The organism is bacterium (genome assembly GCA_040754625.1).
Taxonomy (GTDB): domain Bacteria; phylum JACRDZ01; class JAQUKH01; order JAQUKH01; family JAQUKH01; genus JAQUKH01.
The window spans coordinates 1-18,870 of the sequence record JBFMCF010000042.1 but is presented as its reverse complement, the minus strand read 5'-3'; the positions used below and the strand labels follow the sequence as shown (position 1 = coordinate 18,870).

Sequence of the window (18,870 nt, the reverse complement as noted above, 5' to 3'; positions counted from 1 at the left end):
ATTCCCTTTTTTTATGGCTTTTGCTTCGGTTTTTTTTGCTGTTGTCTTTAAGATTTATTATTCACTTGATTCCTCGCAGGCTAAAGCCTGCGCCTACCTGATTTCCACCGGTAACTGACCGGTTACTTTGTTTATTTTGAGGTATCTCATGACATGGAAGCTTGTGCAGTCGGTAAAGCTGAAATCCTTGTCTTTATACTGCTTAAAAATATTAAAAGCCGCGTCTTCTATTAACGGAGTTATATTGATAATTTCGACCGCGCTGCTTTTCTTAATGTTATCTCTGAATATAATGGAAACATTATGGGATATTCTCGCATTCAGGTAATTCATTGTTTCACAGAGGACAAAATTTGTTGTCACAAATTTTACGCCCTTCGCGGCGGCATCTTTATAAAAATTTTTCGCCTTCGTGTGATTTTCATCGCTCGCGTCCGTAAGCGCCACAAAAGCTCCCGTGTCCATAAATATTTTCATCTTTTTTTCTTATACAAATAGTAATCATGATTTCTGGAACCGTCCCTGATCCCTGATTCCGCTATGCCGATAATATTTTCCAACGGGTCATTTTTATACTTTTTTGTTTCAACCACACTCGCGAGAAATTTTTCCACCGCCTCGCGAATAATCTGGTTCACGCTCTTTTTTTCCTCAATCGCCCTGTATTTCAGGGCTTTCAGGACTTCTTCGGGAAGCCTTATATTTGTGGCGATATTTGTTGACATGAATTTACCCTCCATATTCATAAATGATACCTTAGTATCATATTACCATAATACCATATTTTGTCAAGATATATTACAGGATTTTATTATTAGGGACAGCAAGTTAATTAGCTATTTATAATATTTCGCGCACTCAATATTACCAAATATATTATCTCTCGACTCAACTTCTTCCAGCCAGTTTTTATCAATATTCTTATTTAATAGGTCATTGTAGATTTTATTGAACCGGCTGATATGCTGTTTAAACCTTTTCTCCGCGTAAGGCACCATGGTACCTGTTTTCATAATAAACGGCCAATCGCTCGACTGCGCGAGCAATAATTCCCTGCCTGCCTGGTTTAACGCCCGTCTTATCAATGTAGGGGCACGGCTTGCCGTGACCTTCTTATTTATGTGTAATGAAAAATTTTTACCGAGCTCCGTCATCCTGCGGCTTGCCTCATGCAAATGCGGGTAGAGCCAGTCATTTGATGAATCCAGCCATACTTCCCCGTAACCTTTATATCCCCAGCTGGAAGCCGAGGGAAGAGACATCTGGTTGACGGGATATTCCTCAAGATATTCCGATGGTGTTATCAAACTGATTGTTTTCTGGTCAAAAACAATTTTTCTTACCAAAAACTCAATAAACATCGGGCCCTCAAACCACCAGTGGCCAAAAAGCTCGGCATCGTAAGGGGCAATAATAACAGGCTTCCTGTCCATATGGGAAGAAAGATATTCTATCTGCTTCTCACGGTTAAACATGAAATTACCGGCGTGCAGCGCGGCCTTTTCCTTCGCTGAATCAGGCTGGTAGGCTTCTTTATATTCCGTATTTCCCGTTATTTTCCAGTATTTCAAGCCGGTATTAATTCTAAAACCCATATTATGTATATACGGTTTTATGTAATCATAATCCAACTCATGGCCGATATCCTTATAATATTCGCGGTAATCCGGGTCCCCCGGGTATCCTTCCTTTGAACTCCATACTTGTTTTGACGATTCAAAGTCGCGGCCAAATGCCGCAGTGCCTGAGGGACAAAAAAGCGGCGCGTAAACGCCATAACGCGGCCTTGGATCGGCGTTCATTATACCGTGTGAATCCAGGAAGAAATACTTTATCCCTGCCTCTTTGAGAACTTCATCCACACCCGGGTAATAGCCGCATTCCGGCAGCCAGAAACCTTTCGGTTTTTTCCCGAAGGTCTTTTTATAATTTTCAACACCAATCAATATCTGCGCTTTTGTATCCGAAGGATTGATATTAAGAATAGGCAAAAAACCATGTGTCGCGCATGAAGCCGCAATTTCAAGGACCCCAATGTCCTGGAATTTTTTAAAGGCGGAGACAATGTCCTTTTTATAAACATTGACAAATGTATCCATCGCCTCATTGAACCGGCGGTTATACATTAACGCCAAACCATGATATTCAGGATCAAATCCTGTTCGTGATATTTCTTTATTCGACAACTCAATCAATCTTCCAAGATGGCGAATATAGCGGTCGCGCAAAAGAGGGTCCTTAAGCATTGAAACAAGCGGCGGGGTCAGGGACATTGTAATTCTAAAATCTATGCCGTCCCTCACAAGTTTATCAAAAATATTTATTAACGGAATGTATGTTTCTGTTATTGCCTCATAAAGCCAGTTTTCTTCCAGAAAATATTCTTCTTCCGGGTGCCTGACATACGGCAAATGGGCGTGCAGCATTAAACAAAGATACCCTTCCCCTATTTTCAGGTTTCTTTTCATGGTTGCCATAAATTTATTTCAGTATTTTCTGCTGAATGGTTGTGTCCTGTCCTATTTCATTTTCTTTTATTCCGTTTATCTTATATAAATAATCGATGATGGTTGTAACCTCGATTGGCAAAATCCACGCTAAATCTTTTCTATGCATTTTCTCAACTGTTTTTTTCCAATCTTTAAAAGTCTTCTTTTTTGAAAGAGGGACCTGAAATGAATGGCATTTATTGCATTTTGTTTCAAACAAAAATTTATTGGCGGCAAGCTGTTCCTTCTCTTCCCATTCTTCCTGGCTCATTTCTTCTTCCATATAATTTTCTTCTGTTACAGCCTTACTATCAGAAGTTTCAAACCCTATTTTAACATCGCCGGCAAGGCTGTCTTTCACATCTTCGGCCCCGCAAATCCCATTTGTAGTAGCAATAACCATCAAACAAATTGCCGCCAAAACAGAAAATCTTTTCATATTTCCTCCGTTTATTCTTGTCCGCCGGAGGCGGATTAAAATATTTTACCAATAATATATCCTAAAAGAAAACCAGTAACAAAAATCAAGGTAAGGACCCTCGCATCAATAGCTTTTCCTGATTCACCCTTCGCGACAAAAATCAATGACCCAAGATACGCAACACCGTGCAACAGCCAAAATACAGGGATACTTATTGCTTTAATTATCACAGGTCCAATCCATGGCACAGCGGCCAGCCATACACCAAAGAATGAAATAATACCATAAAATACAGGTGTAATCAACCCGTACAGGATAACCAGGGAAGCCGTTATTTTTTTATCTAAATGAAATTTAAAGGCCAGAAATACAATTAAAAATAATATTAACCACAAAATAATGATTTTTTTTATTTTAATATTTTTTTGGCCGTTATCCATAATTCTTTATATTATACTATAAATATTTTTCTAATAAACTAAAAAAACCTTCCATGAGGTTTAACCTTTCCCTGCCAACCGGGATGTCTGTTTTTAATTTCAAAATAAGGGGCCCCGAAGACAAAATTTCAATATCTTTTTTCCACTTTGAATTTGCAAAAATATCTGAAATTTTCTTAAGATTATGCTGAAAACGCAGCCCAAATTTTAAAATTAATCCGTCTGTTTTTTCTCCGGCATAACCTATTCCAATCCTGCGCATTAATATTTTCAGCCGGATTATCGAAAGGAGGTTCCCCCCCTCCTGCGGAATAGGCCCAAAACGGTCTTCCAGTTCGTTTTTAACCGAGCCGCATTCTTCTTCATTCCGGCAGAGGGCCAATCTTTGATACAAAATAAGCTTCTGATGTTCGTCAGGAATGTAATCTTCAGAAAAATACGCCGGTATTTTTAAATTTACCTCTGTGATTTCTTCTTCCTCGATCTTATTTCCCTTCAATTCTTCAACGCTCTCTTTTAAAATATCGCAGTATAATTCAAATCCTACCTCTGAAATATGTCCGTGTTGCTCCGCACCGAGAAGATTCCCAGCGCCCCGGATATCAAGGTCCCTCATCGCGATTTTAAAACCCGAACCTAATTCGGTAAAATCAAAAATCGCCTGAAGCCTTTTTTCCGCTTCCCCGGAAATCTTTTTGCCCGCCTCAAAAAAAAGATAACAATATGCCTGGTGGTGCGACCTCCCGACACGACCCCTTAACTGGTAAAGCTGGGCCAGCCCGAAATCCTGTGCGTTGTTTATAATAATTGTATTGGCATTAGAAATATCCAGCCCTGATTCGATTATAGTTGTGGACAGCAAAAGGTCGTATTCAGAGTTTAAATATTTTTCCATTACCTTTTCGAGCTCGCTTTCCCGCATTTTCCCATGGGCGGTCCCTATTTTAACAGAGGGGCACAGCTCTTTTATTTTTTCCGAAATTTTCAAAAGTTCTTCTATGCAATTGTGGACAAAAAACACCTGTCCCTGGCGGTTTAATTCCCTTCGGACCGCCATGGCCATGATTTTTTCATTGTATGGTTCCACATAAGTTTTTACCGGGAACCTGCCCTCGGGAGGAGTATTGATTAAACTAATGTCCCGCGCGGATGAAAGAGAAAGATGCAGTGTCCTTGGGATAGGGGTCGCGGTCATGGCGAGAACATCCACATTTTTTCTTATTTTTTTAAGCTGTTCCTTATGCCGGACTCCAAACCTGTGTTCTTCATCAATAATAATAAGGCCTAAATCTTTAAATCCGATGTCTTTTTGAATCAAACGATGTGTCCCTATAATTACATTCACATCGCCTTTTTTCAGCATCTCAATAATTTCCTTCTGTTCAGACACCGAGCGGAACCTGCTCAACATCTCGATTCGGACCGGGTAATCCGCCATCCGCTCCCTGAATGTATTAAAATGCTGTTCCGCGAGGAGAGTAGTCGGCACTAAGACCGCGACCTGTTTTTCATCCATTACCGCTTTAAAAGCGGCGCGCATCGCCACTTCTGTCTTTCCATAGCCCACGTCTCCGCAAAGAAGACGATCCATCGGTTTTTTGTCTTCCATATCGCGTTTAATTTCTTCAATTGCCGTTAACTGGTCCGCCGTTTCTTCATAAATAAACGAGGCCTCAAATTCTCCCTGCCATTCTGAATCAGCCGAGAAGGCAAAACCTTCCATACCCTGCCTTATAGTGTAAATTTCCAGGAGTTCAATCGCCAGAGCGGCTATTTTTTCTTTCACTCTCCTTTTTGTCTTTTCCCAATTCTGCCCGCCTAATTTTGACAATCTGGGTGTACTTTCCCCTGCCCCGATATATTTCTTAATAAGTCCGATCTGGTCAACCGGCAAATAAAGTTTATCTCCGCCGTCATAAGTAATAGCCGCGTAATCCGATTCGCGCCCGTCGATATTCAAGCGGTTTAATCCCCCGTAAATTCCTATACCGTGATTATTATGAACAATAAAATCACCGGCTTCCAGGTCCGAAAAAACTGTGGAAAAAGGCATTGACTTTTTTTCCGGGTATCTCGCCTTCCGGCGATACCTGCCCCATATTTCATCCTCATTAAAAACCACAAGCCTTTGAGATTCCGATTTAAACCCGCGTGTTATTCTTCCGATTCTAATATTTATAAAACCGGAACATATAAGATTACTGCCGAGCAATTCCTCCAATCTTTCTTTCTGGCCTTTGTTCTCGCAAAATATCTCCACTCTATATTGATTATTCTGCCACCCAAGCAGTTTGTTTTCTAAATCATCCACCTTCCCCAAAAATGGCTCTAACGGAATAAAATCAAAACAGAAAATATCATCACTTTTTTCTGCCATAGGCTGGAATAGGATTTTTGGAAATTTTTCTAATTTTTGTTCCAATTCTTCTATAGAAAGATACTTTATCCTTTCTCCGCTGAAAATATTTTTTTTGCCTTCTTTAACTAATTCATCAAACTCCGCAAGTTTTTCTTTGATTTTTTTATTGTCCGCTATGTAAAAAAGAGTATCATCAGGCAGATAAGAAAATATGTCCGAAGGTTCCTGCCATTCGGTAAATTCGCTGACCGGTAAAACAATAATTTCTGAAATACGCCTTATTGTCTTCTGTGTAACAGCGTCAAATTCCCTTATACTTTCAGCCAGATCTCCTGAAAACTCAATACGAACGGGAAGTTCTTTCCCGGGAGGAAAAAAATCCACAATTCCTCCCCTGACGCTCCACTGGCCCCTTTTTTCAACAAGATTTTCTCTTTCGTAACCCGCCGCGGTTAAAAATTTCAGAAATTCATCAAATTTTATTTTAGAATTTTCTTTGATATGATTGATTTTCCCGGCCAAACCGTCAAATGAGAGTGTCCTGGAAAAAATCGCGGGCACGCTTGTAACTAAAAAAAAGGTTTTATTGTCCAATATTTTTGAAAGCGCGGAAATACGGCCGCTCACAATATCCGCGTGCACCGGTAAATCTTCAAAAGGCAGGATTTCCCAGTCGGGAAAGAAAAATGTTTTTTCTTTTTCATAAAACGTAAGAAGGTCTTCATAAAAATTTTCCGCATCTTCAGGCTGGGGGAATAAAAAAACTATCGGCCTTTTAAAATCAGGAGGCAGGCTGCGGCCAGTGTGAGAAAAAAAATACGCGGCTGAACTTCCATAAAAGCCGGCAATTTTCAGTTCTTTTTTCTCATGGGATGCTTTTTGCAGTTGATTTAACTTATCTACAAAGTCTTTAAAACTATCTGGCATTAAAATAAATTTAATATAATTCTAAATCTGCATATTTTGCTATTATGCTAAAATGGCTGTCTTTTGTAAAAAATGGAATTTTGTTAAGTATTGCAATAGAAGCAATAGTAACATCAACGGGGGGAACAGTTATACCTTTATTCCTTAATGACCGGTAAAGAGAAGAGGCAAAAAAATAACTTTCTCTATTTGTCACGATAAATGGGAATTTGGATAATCTTTCTTTTGTAGCAAGATAACTCTTTTCATCTTTTATTCCCTGGAGCACTTCCTGAATTATAATGCCGCATATTACTGCTTTGTTGTTATCTTTTATCAGGTTTTCCAGTCTTTCCGTATAAGATGATTCAGGATATTGAAAAAAATCCACCCAAATTGACGTATCAATTAGAACCATCCCTGCCCTTTCTCATTTCTTCAATACTTCCTTCCCATTTTACTTTGCCTTTAAGATTAAAAATTTTTTCAATTTCTTTTTGTTCCACAAGTCTTTTCAGTGCATAATTCACTATATCAACTTTTTTTTTAAAGCCTGTGGCTTTTTGTGCTTTTATTAAAAGATCATCTTGAACATCAATGACTGTTCTGGACATTGCACACCTCCCTATTTAATAATAAAATAATTTTGATATAATTTCAAGCAGTTTTTGATATCTTTATTTCACATCTTTCGCGCAGCGGAAACCATAATAAACGGCTTTGTCTTTTGGGTCGGCATATCCACGGAGGGTGGCCCTCAAAATATCTAATGAGCAAAGGAATGAACCTCCGCGCAAAACACGGCGGCCTGTAATCTTCGGGCTGGATGGATTCTGATAGGGGGCTGATTTATAATAATTTTCATCATACCAGTCACTGCACCATTCCCATACATTTCCAAGCATGTTATAAATGCCGTATGGGCTTACACCTTCCGGAAAGGACTTTGAATCCACGGTAGCCTCACTGCAAAAATTTCCCAGGCTTTTGTCAGGTTTTTTATCTCCCCATGGATATAAAAAACTGCTGTCTCCCCTGCAGGCTTTTTCCCACTCGGCCTCTGTTGGCAGCCTTTTTTTCGCCCATAAGGCGTAATTAAACGCGTCTTCAAAGCTCACACCTACTACCGGATGGTCGGGTTTATTAAAATTTTTGTATTCCTTGCTATACCAGAATTCAGGAGCGGGATAATCAGTTTCTCTTATAAATTTCTGGTAATCTTTATTACTAACCTCGTATTTATCCATATAAAACGCGTCCAGGTAAACTTTATGCTCCGGATTTTCATCGGAATTCCCATCGTTATATCCCATTATAAATTCCCCTGCCGGGATTAAAATCATTGCCGTGCGCGCAGGCGGCGGAGAGATAAGTTTTGATAAATTACCCGTTTTATCTTCAGCAAAAACCTTTAATTTAAAAATTAAAATAAATATTAAAAAAAGATAAACCGCTTTGTATTTCATAATAGGATTTTATTATAATAAAAGCATCTATCAATGTAAATATATTTTTTAAATATTTTATTATAATAAATTTAACGTCCACTGCAGAAAAGCTCGTAATCAATCAATTTTGTTATTGTGGGGTTTTTCCCGCAAATAGGGCATTCCGGATTTTCCGGTATATTAAGTTTTCTGAAATCCATTTTCAGCGCGTTAAACACAAGGAGCTTCCCGGTCAACAAATCCCCTTTCCCCAAAATGAATTTTAATACTTCCGTCGCCTGTATCTCGCCCAGTATTCCCGCGACCGCTCCCAAAATCCCGGCCTGCTGGCATGACGGGACCATTCCCGGGGGTGGCGGGTCGGGGAAAAGACAGCGGTAGCAGGGACCTTTACCTGGTATTATTGTAATGGCCTGGCCTTCAAACCGCAAAATACCCGCGTGAGAAAAAGGCTTTTTAGAAATCACACACGCATCGTTAACGAGGTATCGTGTGGGGAAATTATCACTCCCGTCAACAATAATGTCATAATCTTTTATGACATTCAAAATATTTTCAGATGTAACCCTTACAGGATAAGTAACCACATTAATATCGGGATTAATGGCCTGTAATTTTTCCCTGGCTGATTCCGCCTTTAACTTGCCGACATCCTTTGTAAAATGAATAATCTGGCGCTGGAGATTGTTTAATTCAACCGTGTCACCATCAACCAATCCGATTGTCCCGATTCCCGCGCTTGCCAGATAATACGCACATGGAGAACCAAGCCCGCCGCAGCCGATTATCAAGACCTTCGCGGAAAGCAATTTCTTCTGCCCCGCGCCGCCGACTTCGGACAAAATTATCTGCCTGCTGTAACGTTCAATCTGTTTTTCTGTTAAATCCATAGAACCCCCTGTTAATTAACCGTTTAAACTGCTTAAACGGTTCGAGCTGTTTAAACCGCTAAAGGCGGGTTTTCTCCTCCCGCGATCGCCGGGATAATCGATACTACATCCCCGTCATTTAACTTGGTCTTATCCCCCTGTAAAAACCGTATGTCCTGGTCGTTGACAAAAAAATTTATAAATCTCCGGACTTTCCCGTTTTCATCACATAATCTTGTTTTTATTCCGGGATATTCCTTATCAAGATTATTTACTAAATCCGCGATATCAGCCCCACTGCATTCAACTTCTGTCTGGTTTTTTGTGAGATTCTGCAGCGGTGTCGGTATTCTTATTTTTATACTCATTTTTTCCTCCTCATTAAGACAGCGATTTTTCAAATGAATCGATATTCGGTTTTATCTTTAGAACATTCCCCGCCCTGCCTAAAACCGCCTCCTGTGTTTTTAAACCGTTTCCTGTGATTGAAATTACAATTGATTCATCTTTTGGGATCCTGCCTGATTCAATTAATTTCCTGGCAACAGCGACTGTAACACCCCCCGCGGTTTCTGTAAAAATACCCTCCGTTGAGGCAAGCAATTTTATCCCTTCGATTATTTCTTCATCGGTTGCATCATCAGCAAAGCCGCCGCTCGTTGTAACCGTTTTAAAAGCATAATAACCGTCCGCGGGGTTCCCGATTGCCAAGGATTTAGCTATCGTATTTGGCTTTACCGGTTTTATAATCTCATTTCCTTCTTTTATCGCATTCACAATCGGCGCGCATCCTTTTGCCTGGGCCGCGTATATTTTTGTAGGGACATTATTAATCAAATCCAGTTTTTTAAATTCATGCAGTCCCTTGTAAATCTTTGTTATTAACGACCCCCCTGCCGCCGGCACAATAATATGCCGGGGAGCTTTCCAGCCCAATTGTTCCGCAATCTCGTAGGCATAAGTTTTTGAACCCTCCGCGTAATAAGGCCTTATGTTAATATTTACAAACGCCCATTTATATTTGGCCGCGACCTCCGTGCAAAGCCGGTTGACTTCGTCATAATTACCTTCAACCGCAATAACCCTTGGAGCATAAATTAAGGACGCGATTACCTTTCCCGCCTCAAGATCGGACGGGATAAAAACAAAACATTGTATCCCCGCTTTGGCCGCCTGCGCGGAAACCGAGTTAGCTAAATTTCCCGTGGATGCACAGGCAACGGTGCCAAAACCAAACTCTTTCGCCTTCGAAATCGCGACTGATACCACCCTGTCTTTAAACGATAAAGTCGGATGGCATACGGAATCATCTTTAATATATAATTCCTTTACTCCCAGTTTTTTCGCGAGATTGGACGCCTTCACCAAAGGCGTAAACCCTGATTCAAGGCCGACTATAGGGTTCCCGTCAATAGGCAAAAGCTCTTTGTATCTCCAGAGATTTTTCGCGCGGGAGGTTATCAATTCCCTATTAAATATTTTTTTTAACTGTATGTAATCATAATCCAGTTCTAGCGGCCCGAAACAATATTCACAGACATAAAGAGGCTCTTTTGGGAAAAGCCTTCCGCATTCACGGCATTTTAGACCTTTTACATAACTCATAATTACTCCTATGTTAATCGTTTAAGCCATTAAAACAGTTTAAACGGTTTGAACAGTTAAAATAACTTTCAAATTTAGAACTTTATAGCTCATTTTTTCTTAACAATCAATCTATATCCTTTATCTTCCAGTTTTTCCACTCCAACAACCTCGTGACCTTCTTCCTTGACACTTCTTGGCACATTTACAACCGGGTCTCCATCATCAAGCAAAACTTCAAGAACTTCATTTTCTGTCATTTCCTCCAGTTTTAGCACAGTCTTAACAAAATTCATCGGGCAAAGCACCCCGCGCAAATCAAGTTTTTGGTCACTTTTTATTTCTGCCATGTTATTTCCTTTTGCATTTTTATTTTTTCTGTTCGCGTTAACAATCGCAAGCCTTTGTCGACAAATCTGAACCATTGCAACTCTATTTAAAAAAAGTAACAGAGTCTTACATTTCAAAATACTGCTGCATACTGAAATATCTCTCGCCTGTATCAGGAAACACAACCACAACTTTTTTATTCCTTCCCAATTTTTTAGCCATATTTAATGCAACAAAACATGCCGCGCCCGATGAAATTCCGCAGAAGATTCCTTCCTCTTTCGCCAATTTCTGCGCAGTGTTATAAGCATCTTTATCAGCAACCGTAAAAATCTCATCGATAATTTTCCTGTTTAATATTTCAGGAATAAATCCCGGGCCGATTCCCTGTATTTTATGCGGGCCAGGATTTCTTCCCGATAGGACGGCTGAATTTTCAGGCTCAACAGCGATTATTTTAATATCCGGGTATTCCCGGCGTAAAATTTCCCCGACACCGGTTATAGTCCCACCGGTCCCCACGCCCGCGACAAACGCGTCAAACGCGCCTCTCATCGCCTGCAATATCTCCTGCGCCGTTGTCTTTCTATGGACATCAGGATTTGCCGGATTTTTAAATTGCTGGGGCATGAACGCGTTTTTTGTGTTATTAAATATTTCTTCCGCCTTCTTCACCGCGCCCCTCATACCCTCAGACGCCTGCGTGAGCACCAATTCCGCGCCGAACGTTTTCAGTATCGACATCCTCTCAACACTCATTGATTCAGGCATTGTAAGAATACATTTATATCCTTTTACGGCACAAATAAGCGCGAGGCCTATTCCTGTATTGCCGCTCGTTGGTTCAATAATAATATCCCCGGGTTTGAGCCTGCCGTTTTTTTCCGCCTCTTCAATCATATTCAACGCGATCCTGTCTTTAACGCTCCCGCCTGGAGAATAAGATTCCAGTTTTGCGTAAACTTTAGCTGAATCATTACCGGCAATTTTGTTTAATCTAACAATAGGTGTATTAAAAATTAAATCCAGGACACTATCAGAAATTTTTTCTCCCGACTTCTTAGATTTTTCGTTCATAGCAGGTTCCTCCACTTTTATTTTTTCCGTGTGTAATTTGAACTTTGGGGAATTTTCGTTTTTATTACCTTCCTCCTCCCATAAAAAACACTGTTTCCACCCTGTCGCTGTCTTTTAAATACACATTCTGATATTCCTGCCTTTGTATGATTTTGTCATTAAGTTCAACAGTAACTACTTCCGGCCGTATATTTTTTTTGTTCAAAAACTCCAGCACCGTCATATCTTTTTCCAATTCTTCAGGCTTACCGTTTAATATTAATTTTATAGGCATGATTTTTCTCCAATTATTTTTTCCTTAAACCTTTCGAATCCAAATTCATCTATTATTGTTTTCAACTTTGTATTTTTCTCTTTTATCACTTGTAAACATTTTTTCGCCGCGGCCAAAGCTTCTTCCTCTGATAAAAATTCCGCAAGAGGCCGGGCCAAAACTGTTTCTTTGCCATATGAGCCTCCAACCAGCATTTTTATCCCCGATCTTTTCGCGCAGACCGCGTCAACCGGACAGCTTTTAATGCACTCCCCGCAATAACTGCATTTCGTTTTGTCGATTACGGCGAGTTTATTTATAATTTTTATCGCTTTGACCTTGCAGGCCTTTTCACAAATACCGCACCCGCTGCATTTAAAAGCGTTTATTTCAGGTTCAACCACGCCTAAAAAGCCTATATCGGAAAGATGCGCGATCCCGCAGGAATTAGGGCAGCCGGACGCGGAAATTTTTATGTCCTGATTGGAAAACCCTGTTTCCCCCGCCGCTTTATCGATTCTTTTTAGCAATGACTGGGTATCAAATACCCCTTTCGGGCAATACCCGCCAAAACAGGTTTGTATATTGCCGATACCCTTATCCAGTAATTCTAAATTCACTCCCGCGAGTTCCTGCCGGATCTTTTCAATATTATTTTTATCGACACCAGGTATTTCCGGGGCGCCGTAGATTGTAAAATGGATAAATCCATTACCGTATTTTTCCGCTATATCCGCAATCTTTTCAACCTGACCGGCGTTAATTTCCCCGCATGTCGCCTTAATTTTTAAAATTGCCCTGTCAAATTGTTCAGTTTTGACATGTGTCGGACATTCTATTTTTGTGATATCTGCTTTATCCAGTTCTTTTACAAGTTTACTTTGGACATACTTTTCTCCAAGTCTGTTTATTATGTCCGCGGAACGTTCTTTCTCTTTTCCTTCTTCCCTTAATAAATCGAAATAATTATTCACAAATTTAACACACTTATTTTCGGAAATTGATTCCGCCATCTTTATCCCGACAAACGGTTTTAAACCAAGTCTCCCCCCCAGGAATACGTCATACAGGCCTTCTTTTCCCGTTCCTATAAAGCATATATCATTTAAGACCCTTGAACCTATACAATCTTTTGAACACCCTGAGATACCAATTTTGATTTTATGAATTATCGGGTCATCAAAATATTTCTCCAGCTTTTCACCCAGGGACAAAGAGTTGGTTACAGCCTCCCCGCAAATATTATCTTCATAGCAGACATTTATATTCCGGACCCTCGGCCCGCACCTGTCCAGTCCCACCTCAACTTTTTTTAATTCCTTTTTTATGGAATCGACATCCGAAAGCTTCACAAAAGGAATCATGGGAATCTGCCTGGTGGAAAAAAGGACTATACCGCGCCCGTACTTTTCGCTTAGTTCCGCCACTTTCCTCAATTGCACGGAACTTAAATTGGCGCAATAAGTCTTGACCCATATGCAGAACATCCCCTTTTCTTTCAGTTTTAAAACCCCGCCGCGTTTCAGTTCCTCAACATTTATCGCCACGTTTAATTTATTGTTAACAGATTTATCTCGTGGATTTATTTTATTGTTCATTTTATATCCACCCTTTCTTCAGTAATATTTTCCCCGTTTACCCTGAAAACCCCTATTTCCGGTTTATCAAAATCCTTGAGTGAAATTATCATATAAAACGCATCGGGATAAAAACACATCCTGCAGTCTTCTTCTGAAGGATGCGCCTTTGAAGCCGGGTGTGAATGGTATATCCCAAGCATCTCTATTCCGGAATTACGGATATCCTTTAACACCTTAAACTGCTCTTCGGGTTCCATAAAATAAAATGTTTCCGGCGTTTTCGAAACATTTGCCATTTCATATATCTTTAAAACCGAACCTTCTTTTCCCGCGATAATCCCGCAAACCTCTTCAGGATACCCTTTTTTTGCGTGATTTATCAACTGGTCAATAAACTTCTGTTTAATCACAAGCATTCCCTTTTACCTCTTCTCTGCTACCTACCGCCACCCTGCTTATACCATTCCACCAATATATTCGCGATTTCCGGCCTTGTAAATTCAACCGGAGGTATCTCACCGTTTTTCAGGAGATCTCTCACCTTCGTCCCGCTGAGAGAAAAATGGTCTTCTTTCGGGTGAGGACATGTTTTTTCAGAAACTATCCCCTGGCATCTTCTGCAGTAAAAACTGTTTCCAAACCGGAGCGGGACGATACCAATTTCATCATGTGAAAATTCATCAAAAATATCCTGCGCGGCAAAAGGCGGATAATAATTTCCCACGCCCGCGTGGTCCCTCCCGACTATAAAATGAGTGCATCCGTAATTTTTCCTGACAATAGCGTGAAATATAGCTTCCTTCGGGCCCGCGTAACGCATAGCCGAGGGGTTCACCGCAAGGAGCACCCTTTCCCCCGGGTAATACTTTTCCAGTAATACTTTATAGCATCTCATCCGGGTTTCCGCCGGGATGTCATCGCTTTTGGTTTCTCCGACAATAGGATGAAGCAATAATCCGTCAACTACTTCCAGGGCGCATTTTAAAATGTATTCATGGGCCCGGTGTACCGGATTTCTTGTCTGAAAACCGACAATCCGCCTCCACCCGCGCTCTTTAAAAATTCTACGCGTATCAGCCGGGTTTAACCGGTATTCTAAAAACTTATCATGTTCGGGACATTTTATAACACTGATTTTTCCGCCCAATAAAACATCTCCCTGTTCATACACTATTTTTACCCCCGGGTGGACATCCTCATCTGTGCCATAAACTAATTTTGCTTCTTTCTTTTTATCATAATTATATTTTTCTTCAAGACGCAAAATTGCCAAAACTCTCTGCTCCATACCCTCTGCACCATGCTCTTTGTTTTCAACAAGCGCGGCATCTTCACCTTCTTTCACTGAATCAGCTTCCTCTTTGGTAACTGCCAAAGTAATTGGAATTGTCCATGGCAAACCTGAAGACATGCGGTTGTTATTTATCACATTTTCATAGTCCTTTTTTCCCATAAAACCTTCTAACGGGCTGAACCCGCCGATGGCGATCATTTCCAAATCGGATATTTCCCTGGGTGTTAGATGGATTTTTTTAAGATGTTTTGACTTTTTTTCGAGCTCTTTTTTTTCATCTCCAATTATAACACGGCTTATTAACTTTCCTCCATGAGGATGAATCATCTTAACTCCTTTTGTTTAAATAGTTCAAGCGGTTTAAACGGTTTAAACCGCTTAAACAATGATTTACTTCCCGCAATGTAATCCGCATTCCTTCTTGTCAGGGGTCTCCCACCACCATCGGCCCGCTCTTACATCCTCGCCGGGTTTAACTGCCCTGGTGCAAGGTTCACAACCTATGCTTGGATAACTTTTGTCGTGCAATTCATTATATGGCACATCATTTTTCCTTATATAGTCCCAGACATCCGGTTCCGTCCAGTCAGCCAGCGGATTTATTTTGACTATTCCTTTGCCGTCTTTCGGGAACTCAGCCTTTTTAACTTCCGCTCTTGTCACAGACTGTTCTTTTCTCAGGCCGCAAATCCAAGCGTCTAAACCTTTCAGGGCGCGATTTAACGGGTCCACTTTTCTTACCTTACAACACAGTTTTCTTAAATCGATGCTATTATAAAACAAATTGAATCCATATTCATAAACCATGTCTTCCACGGATTTTGTGTCCGGGAAATAAACCTCCAAATTTACCCCATATTTTTCCCTGATTTTATCCATTAAATTATATGTTTCTCCCGGCAGCCTGCCTGTATCCAATGTAAAAATTTCCACCTCACCCAAATTATTCTCTTTTGAAACTTTCACCAGCATATCTATCAAAACAACATCCTCCGCACCAAAACTTGAGGCCAGCGCGACCCTGTTTTGATACGTTTCAAGCGCCCATTTGATTATCTCCTGGGCTGATTTTTGTTCCAAATCTTCTGCCATTATTTCTTCTCCTTCTGCGCTTCAGCCTTCAGCCTTCAGCACTATTTAAATATAATACATTTTTTCTTCTGTTTCTTTGACTTTTTTCTTTTGCATTTGAACCATATCCGCCAATGTTATAGAGTCCAGTACCTTCATCATCTCTTTTTTTAATTTTCCCCAGATATCATAAGTAACACAAAATTTAATCCTTTTACATGATGCCGGGTCATCAAGGCAAACGACAGGGCTAAGCGACCCTTCAGTCGCCTGGACAATCTGGCTTAATTTAATCTCTTCCAATGGTTTTGTCAAAATAAAACCGCCGCACTTTCCTCTTAAACTCCGGACAAGCCCGGCAGAAATTAAAACAGTCATTATACGTTCAAGATATCTCTCGGATAAACCCTGTTTTTTAGCGATGTCCCTTAGAAGTATTGGGCCGTTTTCATAATGAATAGCTAATTCAAGCATTGCCCTGGCACCATACTGTCCTTTAGTTGAAAGCTTCATAATATCACTATTCCTACCGTTTTGGTAATATTATAATGGATAAAATACCTTTTGTCAAGCAAAAATTGGCATCATAATAAAAAAGGGAAACCTCAAAAACAGGTTTCCCTTTTTTTTATATCAAATTACCGTTTATTCAAATGAGGATTTTCAGTATTATCTTCTGAAATCCCTTCTTGGTTGTCTTTCTTTAGGTGGATGAGCTTCATCAATTTTTATTGTGCGGCCTAAGAAATCAGTCCCGTTTAACGCAGTTTTTGCTTTTTCAGCTTCATCCGGGTTTGACATTTCAACAAAACCAAAACCTTTTCCTTCAATAATGTTGACTTGTTTTACTTCACCATATACAGAAAATAATTCCTGTAATTGTTCATTCGTCGTAGAATACTTTAAATTTCCTACATAGAGTCTTGCGCTTGCCATTCCAAATCTCCTTTTTTCTCATTGCTCTCTTTGTCTAACAATGCTTTCTCAAGAAATATCGCGAAACAACAAGCCATACTCTATGATCACATTATTAAACACAAGAGAAATTTAATAAAAACTTGCCTAAAAAACTGTACTACTCCTCACCTCCTATTTGAATATCTCTCCTGTCTCTTTAGACCAAAATAGAAAGTCTAAATGCGCGACGGGGATTTTTATTTTTTCAGCGAAATTATTCATTTTTTCCTCTATATCAAAATATTTATTTTTTGAAATAGAAGACGGGACTTCTTTGATTATGTTAAAAACAGCAAGGTTCTTTAAAATATGCCTGTCAAGTATGGCAAGATTCCCACCTCTCCCGATATTCCGTAAAAAATGGCTTGCCTCTTTATATCCTATGCCTTTTATATTTTTTACTAGATAATCTCTGGTCTTGATATTATCAGGGAAGATATTAACCGCGGACTTAATAGGTATGTTATCGAAAAATCTTTCTCTCGCCTCAACAATATACTTGGCTTTTTTATTTTTAAACCTTACTCCATTCAATTTCCCGGCAATCCGGGAATATGTTCCTGTCCATAGCAATTTATTTTTTTTTAGATTTTCCACCGCTGTCCAGCAATTTTTAGCCTTAGATTGAGGCGTTAATATACAAAACACAAGCTCAGCAAAAATATCTTCATTGGTCCCATTTCTATAAATATTATCAAAATCTTTTATTCTCGCTTTTATTTTATCTTTTTGCAAAAGATAAGCTTTCTTAATCGTATACTTTAAATTTTTCTTAAGACTTGCCACCCGGGACACCTTACTTATTTAAAAATTATACTCTTGCTATTTTATTTGTCAAGAAAAAAATACTTGACAAATAATACTATCTATAATATAAAGATGGAAGCACCGGAGGTAAAATGAAAGAAAAAATCGAAGTTGCTCTGAATAAAATAAGGCCTATGCTTAAAGCTGACGGCGGGAATGTAGAACTTGTGGAAGTCGACAAAAACGGCGTGGTCAAATTAAGATTAACCGGCGCGTGCGGGTGCTGTCCCATGAGCCAGATGACCCTTAAAAACGGCGTCGAGAAAATATTAAAACAGGAAGTCCCGGAAGTAAAGGGAGTAGTCGCTGTTTAGCTCTTTCCGCTTCTAAAACTCAAATATCTTCCGAACTCGTCTTCAAAATTATCGCTAAAAATTCCTTTTTTAAGGTTATTTTTGATTTCTTTGATACTCCATGCCTTGATTTCGTCAATTTCCTTTTTGTTAAAGCTTATTTTTTTATCATAAATGCATGAATAAGTAAAAACAAGTTCTGTTTCATAGGGATTCGAATGAATATATTTATACAAAAACCTCGGACTGCAATTTTTAATTCCAAGCTCTTCTTTTGATTCACGTTTCAAAGCGTCCTCTATTGTTTCACCATGGGTTATATGCCCGCCGACGGACGTGTCCCACCTGCCCGGCGCCACATCTTTATTAATTGAGCGCTTCTGTAAAAACAAATCGCCATTTGTGTTAAAAACAAGCAGGTGGACAACCCTGTGAATAAAAGCCGGATCGCCGTGAATTTCCGATCTCGGGAGACTGTTTATTACTTCTCCATTCTTATTAACTATATCCAAAAGTTCTTTATTATCCGACATATTTTGTTATTATACTTATTTTAAATAAAATAACTTGAGTTTGGCAAATTTAAAAAAAAAGTATATAAAAAAATAGCTTTCAGCCGAATCTTTTATAGTGTGTTATAAAGGAGACCGGCATGAAAGCTATTAGGAACAAAGTTCCCAAAAAAGTATCGA

Annotated in this window: 24 protein-coding genes; 1 reads left to right on the top strand and 23 read right to left on the bottom strand. The window is 39.6% G+C overall.

Annotation, left to right across the window (positions count from 1 at the left end; translation table 11 throughout):
* Nucleotides 1-93: 93 nt before the first annotated feature.
* The 22 genes from AB1498_03570 to AB1498_03465 all read right to left on the bottom strand — a co-directional run bounded on the left by AB1498_03570 (nt 94) and on the right by AB1498_03465 (nt 17,864).
* Complete coding sequence (locus AB1498_03570) at nt 94-477, bottom strand: PIN domain-containing protein (protein ID MEW6087357.1); 384 nt, start codon at nt 475-477, stop codon at nt 94-96.
* Nucleotides 474-725, bottom strand: a complete 252-nt coding sequence (locus AB1498_03565; GenBank protein ID MEW6087356.1) for a CopG family transcriptional regulator — start codon at nt 723-725, stop codon at nt 474-476. Before AB1498_03565 ends, AB1498_03570 begins: the two co-directional genes overlap by 4 nt.
* 111 nt (nt 726-836) lie before the next feature.
* Complete coding sequence (locus AB1498_03560) at nt 837-2,477, bottom strand: 1,4-alpha-glucan branching protein domain-containing protein (protein ID MEW6087355.1); 1,641 nt, start codon at nt 2,475-2,477, stop codon at nt 837-839.
* 4 nt (nt 2,478-2,481) lie between these two features.
* Nucleotides 2,482-2,928, bottom strand: coding sequence for a hypothetical protein (locus tag AB1498_03555; protein MEW6087354.1), 447 nt, complete (start codon nt 2,926-2,928; stop codon nt 2,482-2,484).
* Nucleotides 2,929-2,963: 35 nt separating this feature from the next.
* Nucleotides 2,964-3,350, bottom strand: coding sequence for a hypothetical protein (locus AB1498_03550; GenBank protein MEW6087353.1), 387 nt, complete (start codon nt 3,348-3,350; stop codon nt 2,964-2,966).
* A gap of 16 nt (nt 3,351-3,366) precedes the next feature.
* A complete protein-coding gene (gene mfd, locus AB1498_03545) occupies nt 3,367-6,636 on the bottom strand; it encodes a transcription-repair coupling factor (protein MEW6087352.1) in 3,270 nt (1,089 codons plus the stop codon).
* Between the two features lie 10 nt (nt 6,637-6,646).
* On the bottom strand, nt 6,647-7,033 hold the full coding sequence (locus AB1498_03540) for a PIN domain nuclease (GenBank protein ID MEW6087351.1): 387 nt from the start codon (nt 7,031-7,033) through the stop codon (nt 6,647-6,649).
* Nucleotides 7,020-7,229 (bottom strand): type II toxin-antitoxin system VapB family antitoxin, encoded by a 210-nt coding sequence (locus AB1498_03535; GenBank protein ID MEW6087350.1) that lies wholly within the window; start codon nt 7,227-7,229, stop codon nt 7,020-7,022. Before AB1498_03535 ends, AB1498_03540 begins: the two co-directional genes overlap by 14 nt.
* 63 nt (nt 7,230-7,292) lie before the next feature.
* Nucleotides 7,293-8,081, bottom strand: coding sequence for a formylglycine-generating enzyme family protein (locus tag AB1498_03530; GenBank protein MEW6087349.1), 789 nt, complete (start codon nt 8,079-8,081; stop codon nt 7,293-7,295).
* A gap of 71 nt (nt 8,082-8,152) precedes the next feature.
* A complete protein-coding gene (gene moeB / locus AB1498_03525; protein MEW6087348.1) occupies nt 8,153-8,953 on the bottom strand; it encodes a molybdopterin-synthase adenylyltransferase MoeB in 801 nt (266 codons plus the stop codon).
* Between the two features lie 50 nt (nt 8,954-9,003).
* Nucleotides 9,004-9,300: a MoaD/ThiS family protein gene (locus AB1498_03520; protein MEW6087347.1), complete on the bottom strand. Its 297-nt coding sequence runs from the start codon at nt 9,298-9,300 to the stop codon at nt 9,004-9,006.
* Nucleotides 9,301-9,313: 13 nt separating this feature from the next.
* Nucleotides 9,314-10,537, bottom strand: a complete 1,224-nt coding sequence (gene thrC, locus AB1498_03515; GenBank protein ID MEW6087346.1) for a threonine synthase — start codon at nt 10,535-10,537, stop codon at nt 9,314-9,316.
* An 89-nt stretch (nt 10,538-10,626) separates the two neighbouring features.
* Complete coding sequence (locus tag AB1498_03510) at nt 10,627-10,866, bottom strand: sulfurtransferase TusA family protein (protein ID MEW6087345.1); 240 nt, start codon at nt 10,864-10,866, stop codon at nt 10,627-10,629.
* Between the two features lie 106 nt (nt 10,867-10,972).
* A complete protein-coding gene (gene cysK, locus AB1498_03505) occupies nt 10,973-11,923 on the bottom strand; it encodes a cysteine synthase A (protein MEW6087344.1) in 951 nt (316 codons plus the stop codon).
* A 64-nt stretch (nt 11,924-11,987) separates the two neighbouring features.
* On the bottom strand, nt 11,988-12,197 hold the full coding sequence (gene thiS / locus AB1498_03500; GenBank protein MEW6087343.1) for a sulfur carrier protein ThiS: 210 nt from the start codon (nt 12,195-12,197) through the stop codon (nt 11,988-11,990).
* Nucleotides 12,188-13,774 (bottom strand): 4Fe-4S binding protein, encoded by a 1,587-nt coding sequence (locus tag AB1498_03495; protein MEW6087342.1) that lies wholly within the window; start codon nt 13,772-13,774, stop codon nt 12,188-12,190. Before AB1498_03495 ends, thiS begins: the two co-directional genes overlap by 10 nt.
* Complete coding sequence (locus AB1498_03490) at nt 13,771-14,166, bottom strand: M67 family metallopeptidase (protein ID MEW6087341.1); 396 nt, start codon at nt 14,164-14,166, stop codon at nt 13,771-13,773. Before AB1498_03490 ends, AB1498_03495 begins: the two co-directional genes overlap by 4 nt.
* A gap of 26 nt (nt 14,167-14,192) precedes the next feature.
* Entirely contained in the window at nt 14,193-15,377 is a 1,185-nt protein-coding gene (sat, locus tag AB1498_03485) for a sulfate adenylyltransferase (GenBank protein MEW6087340.1), read from the bottom strand.
* Between the two features lie 63 nt (nt 15,378-15,440).
* The gene (locus tag AB1498_03480; GenBank protein MEW6087339.1) at nt 15,441-16,142 is read right to left on the bottom strand and encodes a phosphoadenylyl-sulfate reductase; all 702 of its coding nucleotides are present in this window, start codon (nt 16,140-16,142) and stop codon (nt 15,441-15,443) included.
* Nucleotides 16,143-16,187: 45 nt separating this feature from the next.
* On the bottom strand, nt 16,188-16,634 hold the full coding sequence (locus AB1498_03475; GenBank protein MEW6087338.1) for an Rrf2 family transcriptional regulator: 447 nt from the start codon (nt 16,632-16,634) through the stop codon (nt 16,188-16,190).
* A 156-nt stretch (nt 16,635-16,790) separates the two neighbouring features.
* Entirely contained in the window at nt 16,791-17,057 is a 267-nt protein-coding gene (locus AB1498_03470) for an RNA-binding protein (protein MEW6087337.1), read from the bottom strand.
* A 153-nt stretch (nt 17,058-17,210) separates the two neighbouring features.
* A complete protein-coding gene (locus AB1498_03465) occupies nt 17,211-17,864 on the bottom strand; it encodes an N-glycosylase/DNA lyase (protein MEW6087336.1) in 654 nt (217 codons plus the stop codon).
* A gap of 113 nt (nt 17,865-17,977) precedes the next feature.
* On the opposite strand from AB1498_03465, the gene AB1498_03460 reads away from it, so the two are divergent.
* A complete protein-coding gene (locus AB1498_03460; GenBank protein MEW6087335.1) occupies nt 17,978-18,199 on the top strand; it encodes a NifU family protein in 222 nt (73 codons plus the stop codon).
* Here the strand turns inward: AB1498_03460 and AB1498_03455 are convergent.
* On the bottom strand, nt 18,196-18,711 hold the full coding sequence (locus AB1498_03455) for an NUDIX domain-containing protein (GenBank protein MEW6087334.1): 516 nt from the start codon (nt 18,709-18,711) through the stop codon (nt 18,196-18,198). The genes AB1498_03460 and AB1498_03455 overlap by 4 nt on opposite strands.
* Nucleotides 18,712-18,870 lie beyond the last annotated feature (159 nt).

Bases quoted from the DNA above. Each gene is read 5' to 3' on its own strand.
- AB1498_03570 (MEW6087357.1), bottom strand. From the start codon at position 477: ATGAAAATATTTATGGACACGGGAGCTTTTGTGGCGCTTACGGACGCG.
- AB1498_03565 (MEW6087356.1), bottom strand. From the start codon at position 725: ATGTCAACAAATATCGCCACAAATATAAGGCTTCCCGAAGAAGTCCTG.
- AB1498_03560 (MEW6087355.1), bottom strand. From the start codon at position 2,477: ATGGCAACCATGAAAAGAAACCTGAAAATAGGGGAAGGGTATCTTTGT.
- AB1498_03555 (MEW6087354.1), bottom strand. From the start codon at position 2,928: ATGAAAAGATTTTCTGTTTTGGCGGCAATTTGTTTGATGGTTATTGCT.
- AB1498_03550 (MEW6087353.1), bottom strand. From the start codon at position 3,350: ATGGATAACGGCCAAAAAAATATTAAAATAAAAAAAATCATTATTTTG.
- mfd (MEW6087352.1), bottom strand. From the start codon at position 6,636: ATGCCAGATAGTTTTAAAGACTTTGTAGATAAGTTAAATCAACTGCAA.
- AB1498_03540 (MEW6087351.1), bottom strand. From the start codon at position 7,033: ATGGTTCTAATTGATACGTCAATTTGGGTGGATTTTTTTCAATATCCT.
- AB1498_03535 (MEW6087350.1), bottom strand. From the start codon at position 7,229: ATGTCCAGAACAGTCATTGATGTTCAAGATGATCTTTTAATAAAAGCA.
- AB1498_03530 (MEW6087349.1), bottom strand. From the start codon at position 8,081: ATGAAATACAAAGCGGTTTATCTTTTTTTAATATTTATTTTAATTTTT.
- moeB (MEW6087348.1), bottom strand. From the start codon at position 8,953: ATGGATTTAACAGAAAAACAGATTGAACGTTACAGCAGGCAGATAATT.
- AB1498_03520 (MEW6087347.1), bottom strand. From the start codon at position 9,300: ATGAGTATAAAAATAAGAATACCGACACCGCTGCAGAATCTCACAAAA.
- thrC (MEW6087346.1), bottom strand. From the start codon at position 10,537: ATGAGTTATGTAAAAGGTCTAAAATGCCGTGAATGCGGAAGGCTTTTC.
- AB1498_03510 (MEW6087345.1), bottom strand. From the start codon at position 10,866: ATGGCAGAAATAAAAAGTGACCAAAAACTTGATTTGCGCGGGGTGCTT.
- cysK (MEW6087344.1), bottom strand. From the start codon at position 11,923: ATGAACGAAAAATCTAAGAAGTCGGGAGAAAAAATTTCTGATAGTGTC.
- thiS (MEW6087343.1), bottom strand. From the start codon at position 12,197: ATGCCTATAAAATTAATATTAAACGGTAAGCCTGAAGAATTGGAAAAA.
- AB1498_03495 (MEW6087342.1), bottom strand. From the start codon at position 13,774: ATGAACAATAAAATAAATCCACGAGATAAATCTGTTAACAATAAATTA.
- sat (MEW6087340.1), bottom strand. From the start codon at position 15,377: ATGATTCATCCTCATGGAGGAAAGTTAATAAGCCGTGTTATAATTGGA.
- AB1498_03480 (MEW6087339.1), bottom strand. From the start codon at position 16,142: ATGGCAGAAGATTTGGAACAAAAATCAGCCCAGGAGATAATCAAATGG.
- AB1498_03475 (MEW6087338.1), bottom strand. From the start codon at position 16,634: ATGAAGCTTTCAACTAAAGGACAGTATGGTGCCAGGGCAATGCTTGAA.
- AB1498_03470 (MEW6087337.1), bottom strand. From the start codon at position 17,057: ATGGCAAGCGCAAGACTCTATGTAGGAAATTTAAAGTATTCTACGACG.
- AB1498_03460 (MEW6087335.1), top strand. From the start codon at position 17,978: ATGAAAGAAAAAATCGAAGTTGCTCTGAATAAAATAAGGCCTATGCTT.
- AB1498_03455 (MEW6087334.1), bottom strand. From the start codon at position 18,711: ATGTCGGATAATAAAGAACTTTTGGATATAGTTAATAAGAATGGAGAA.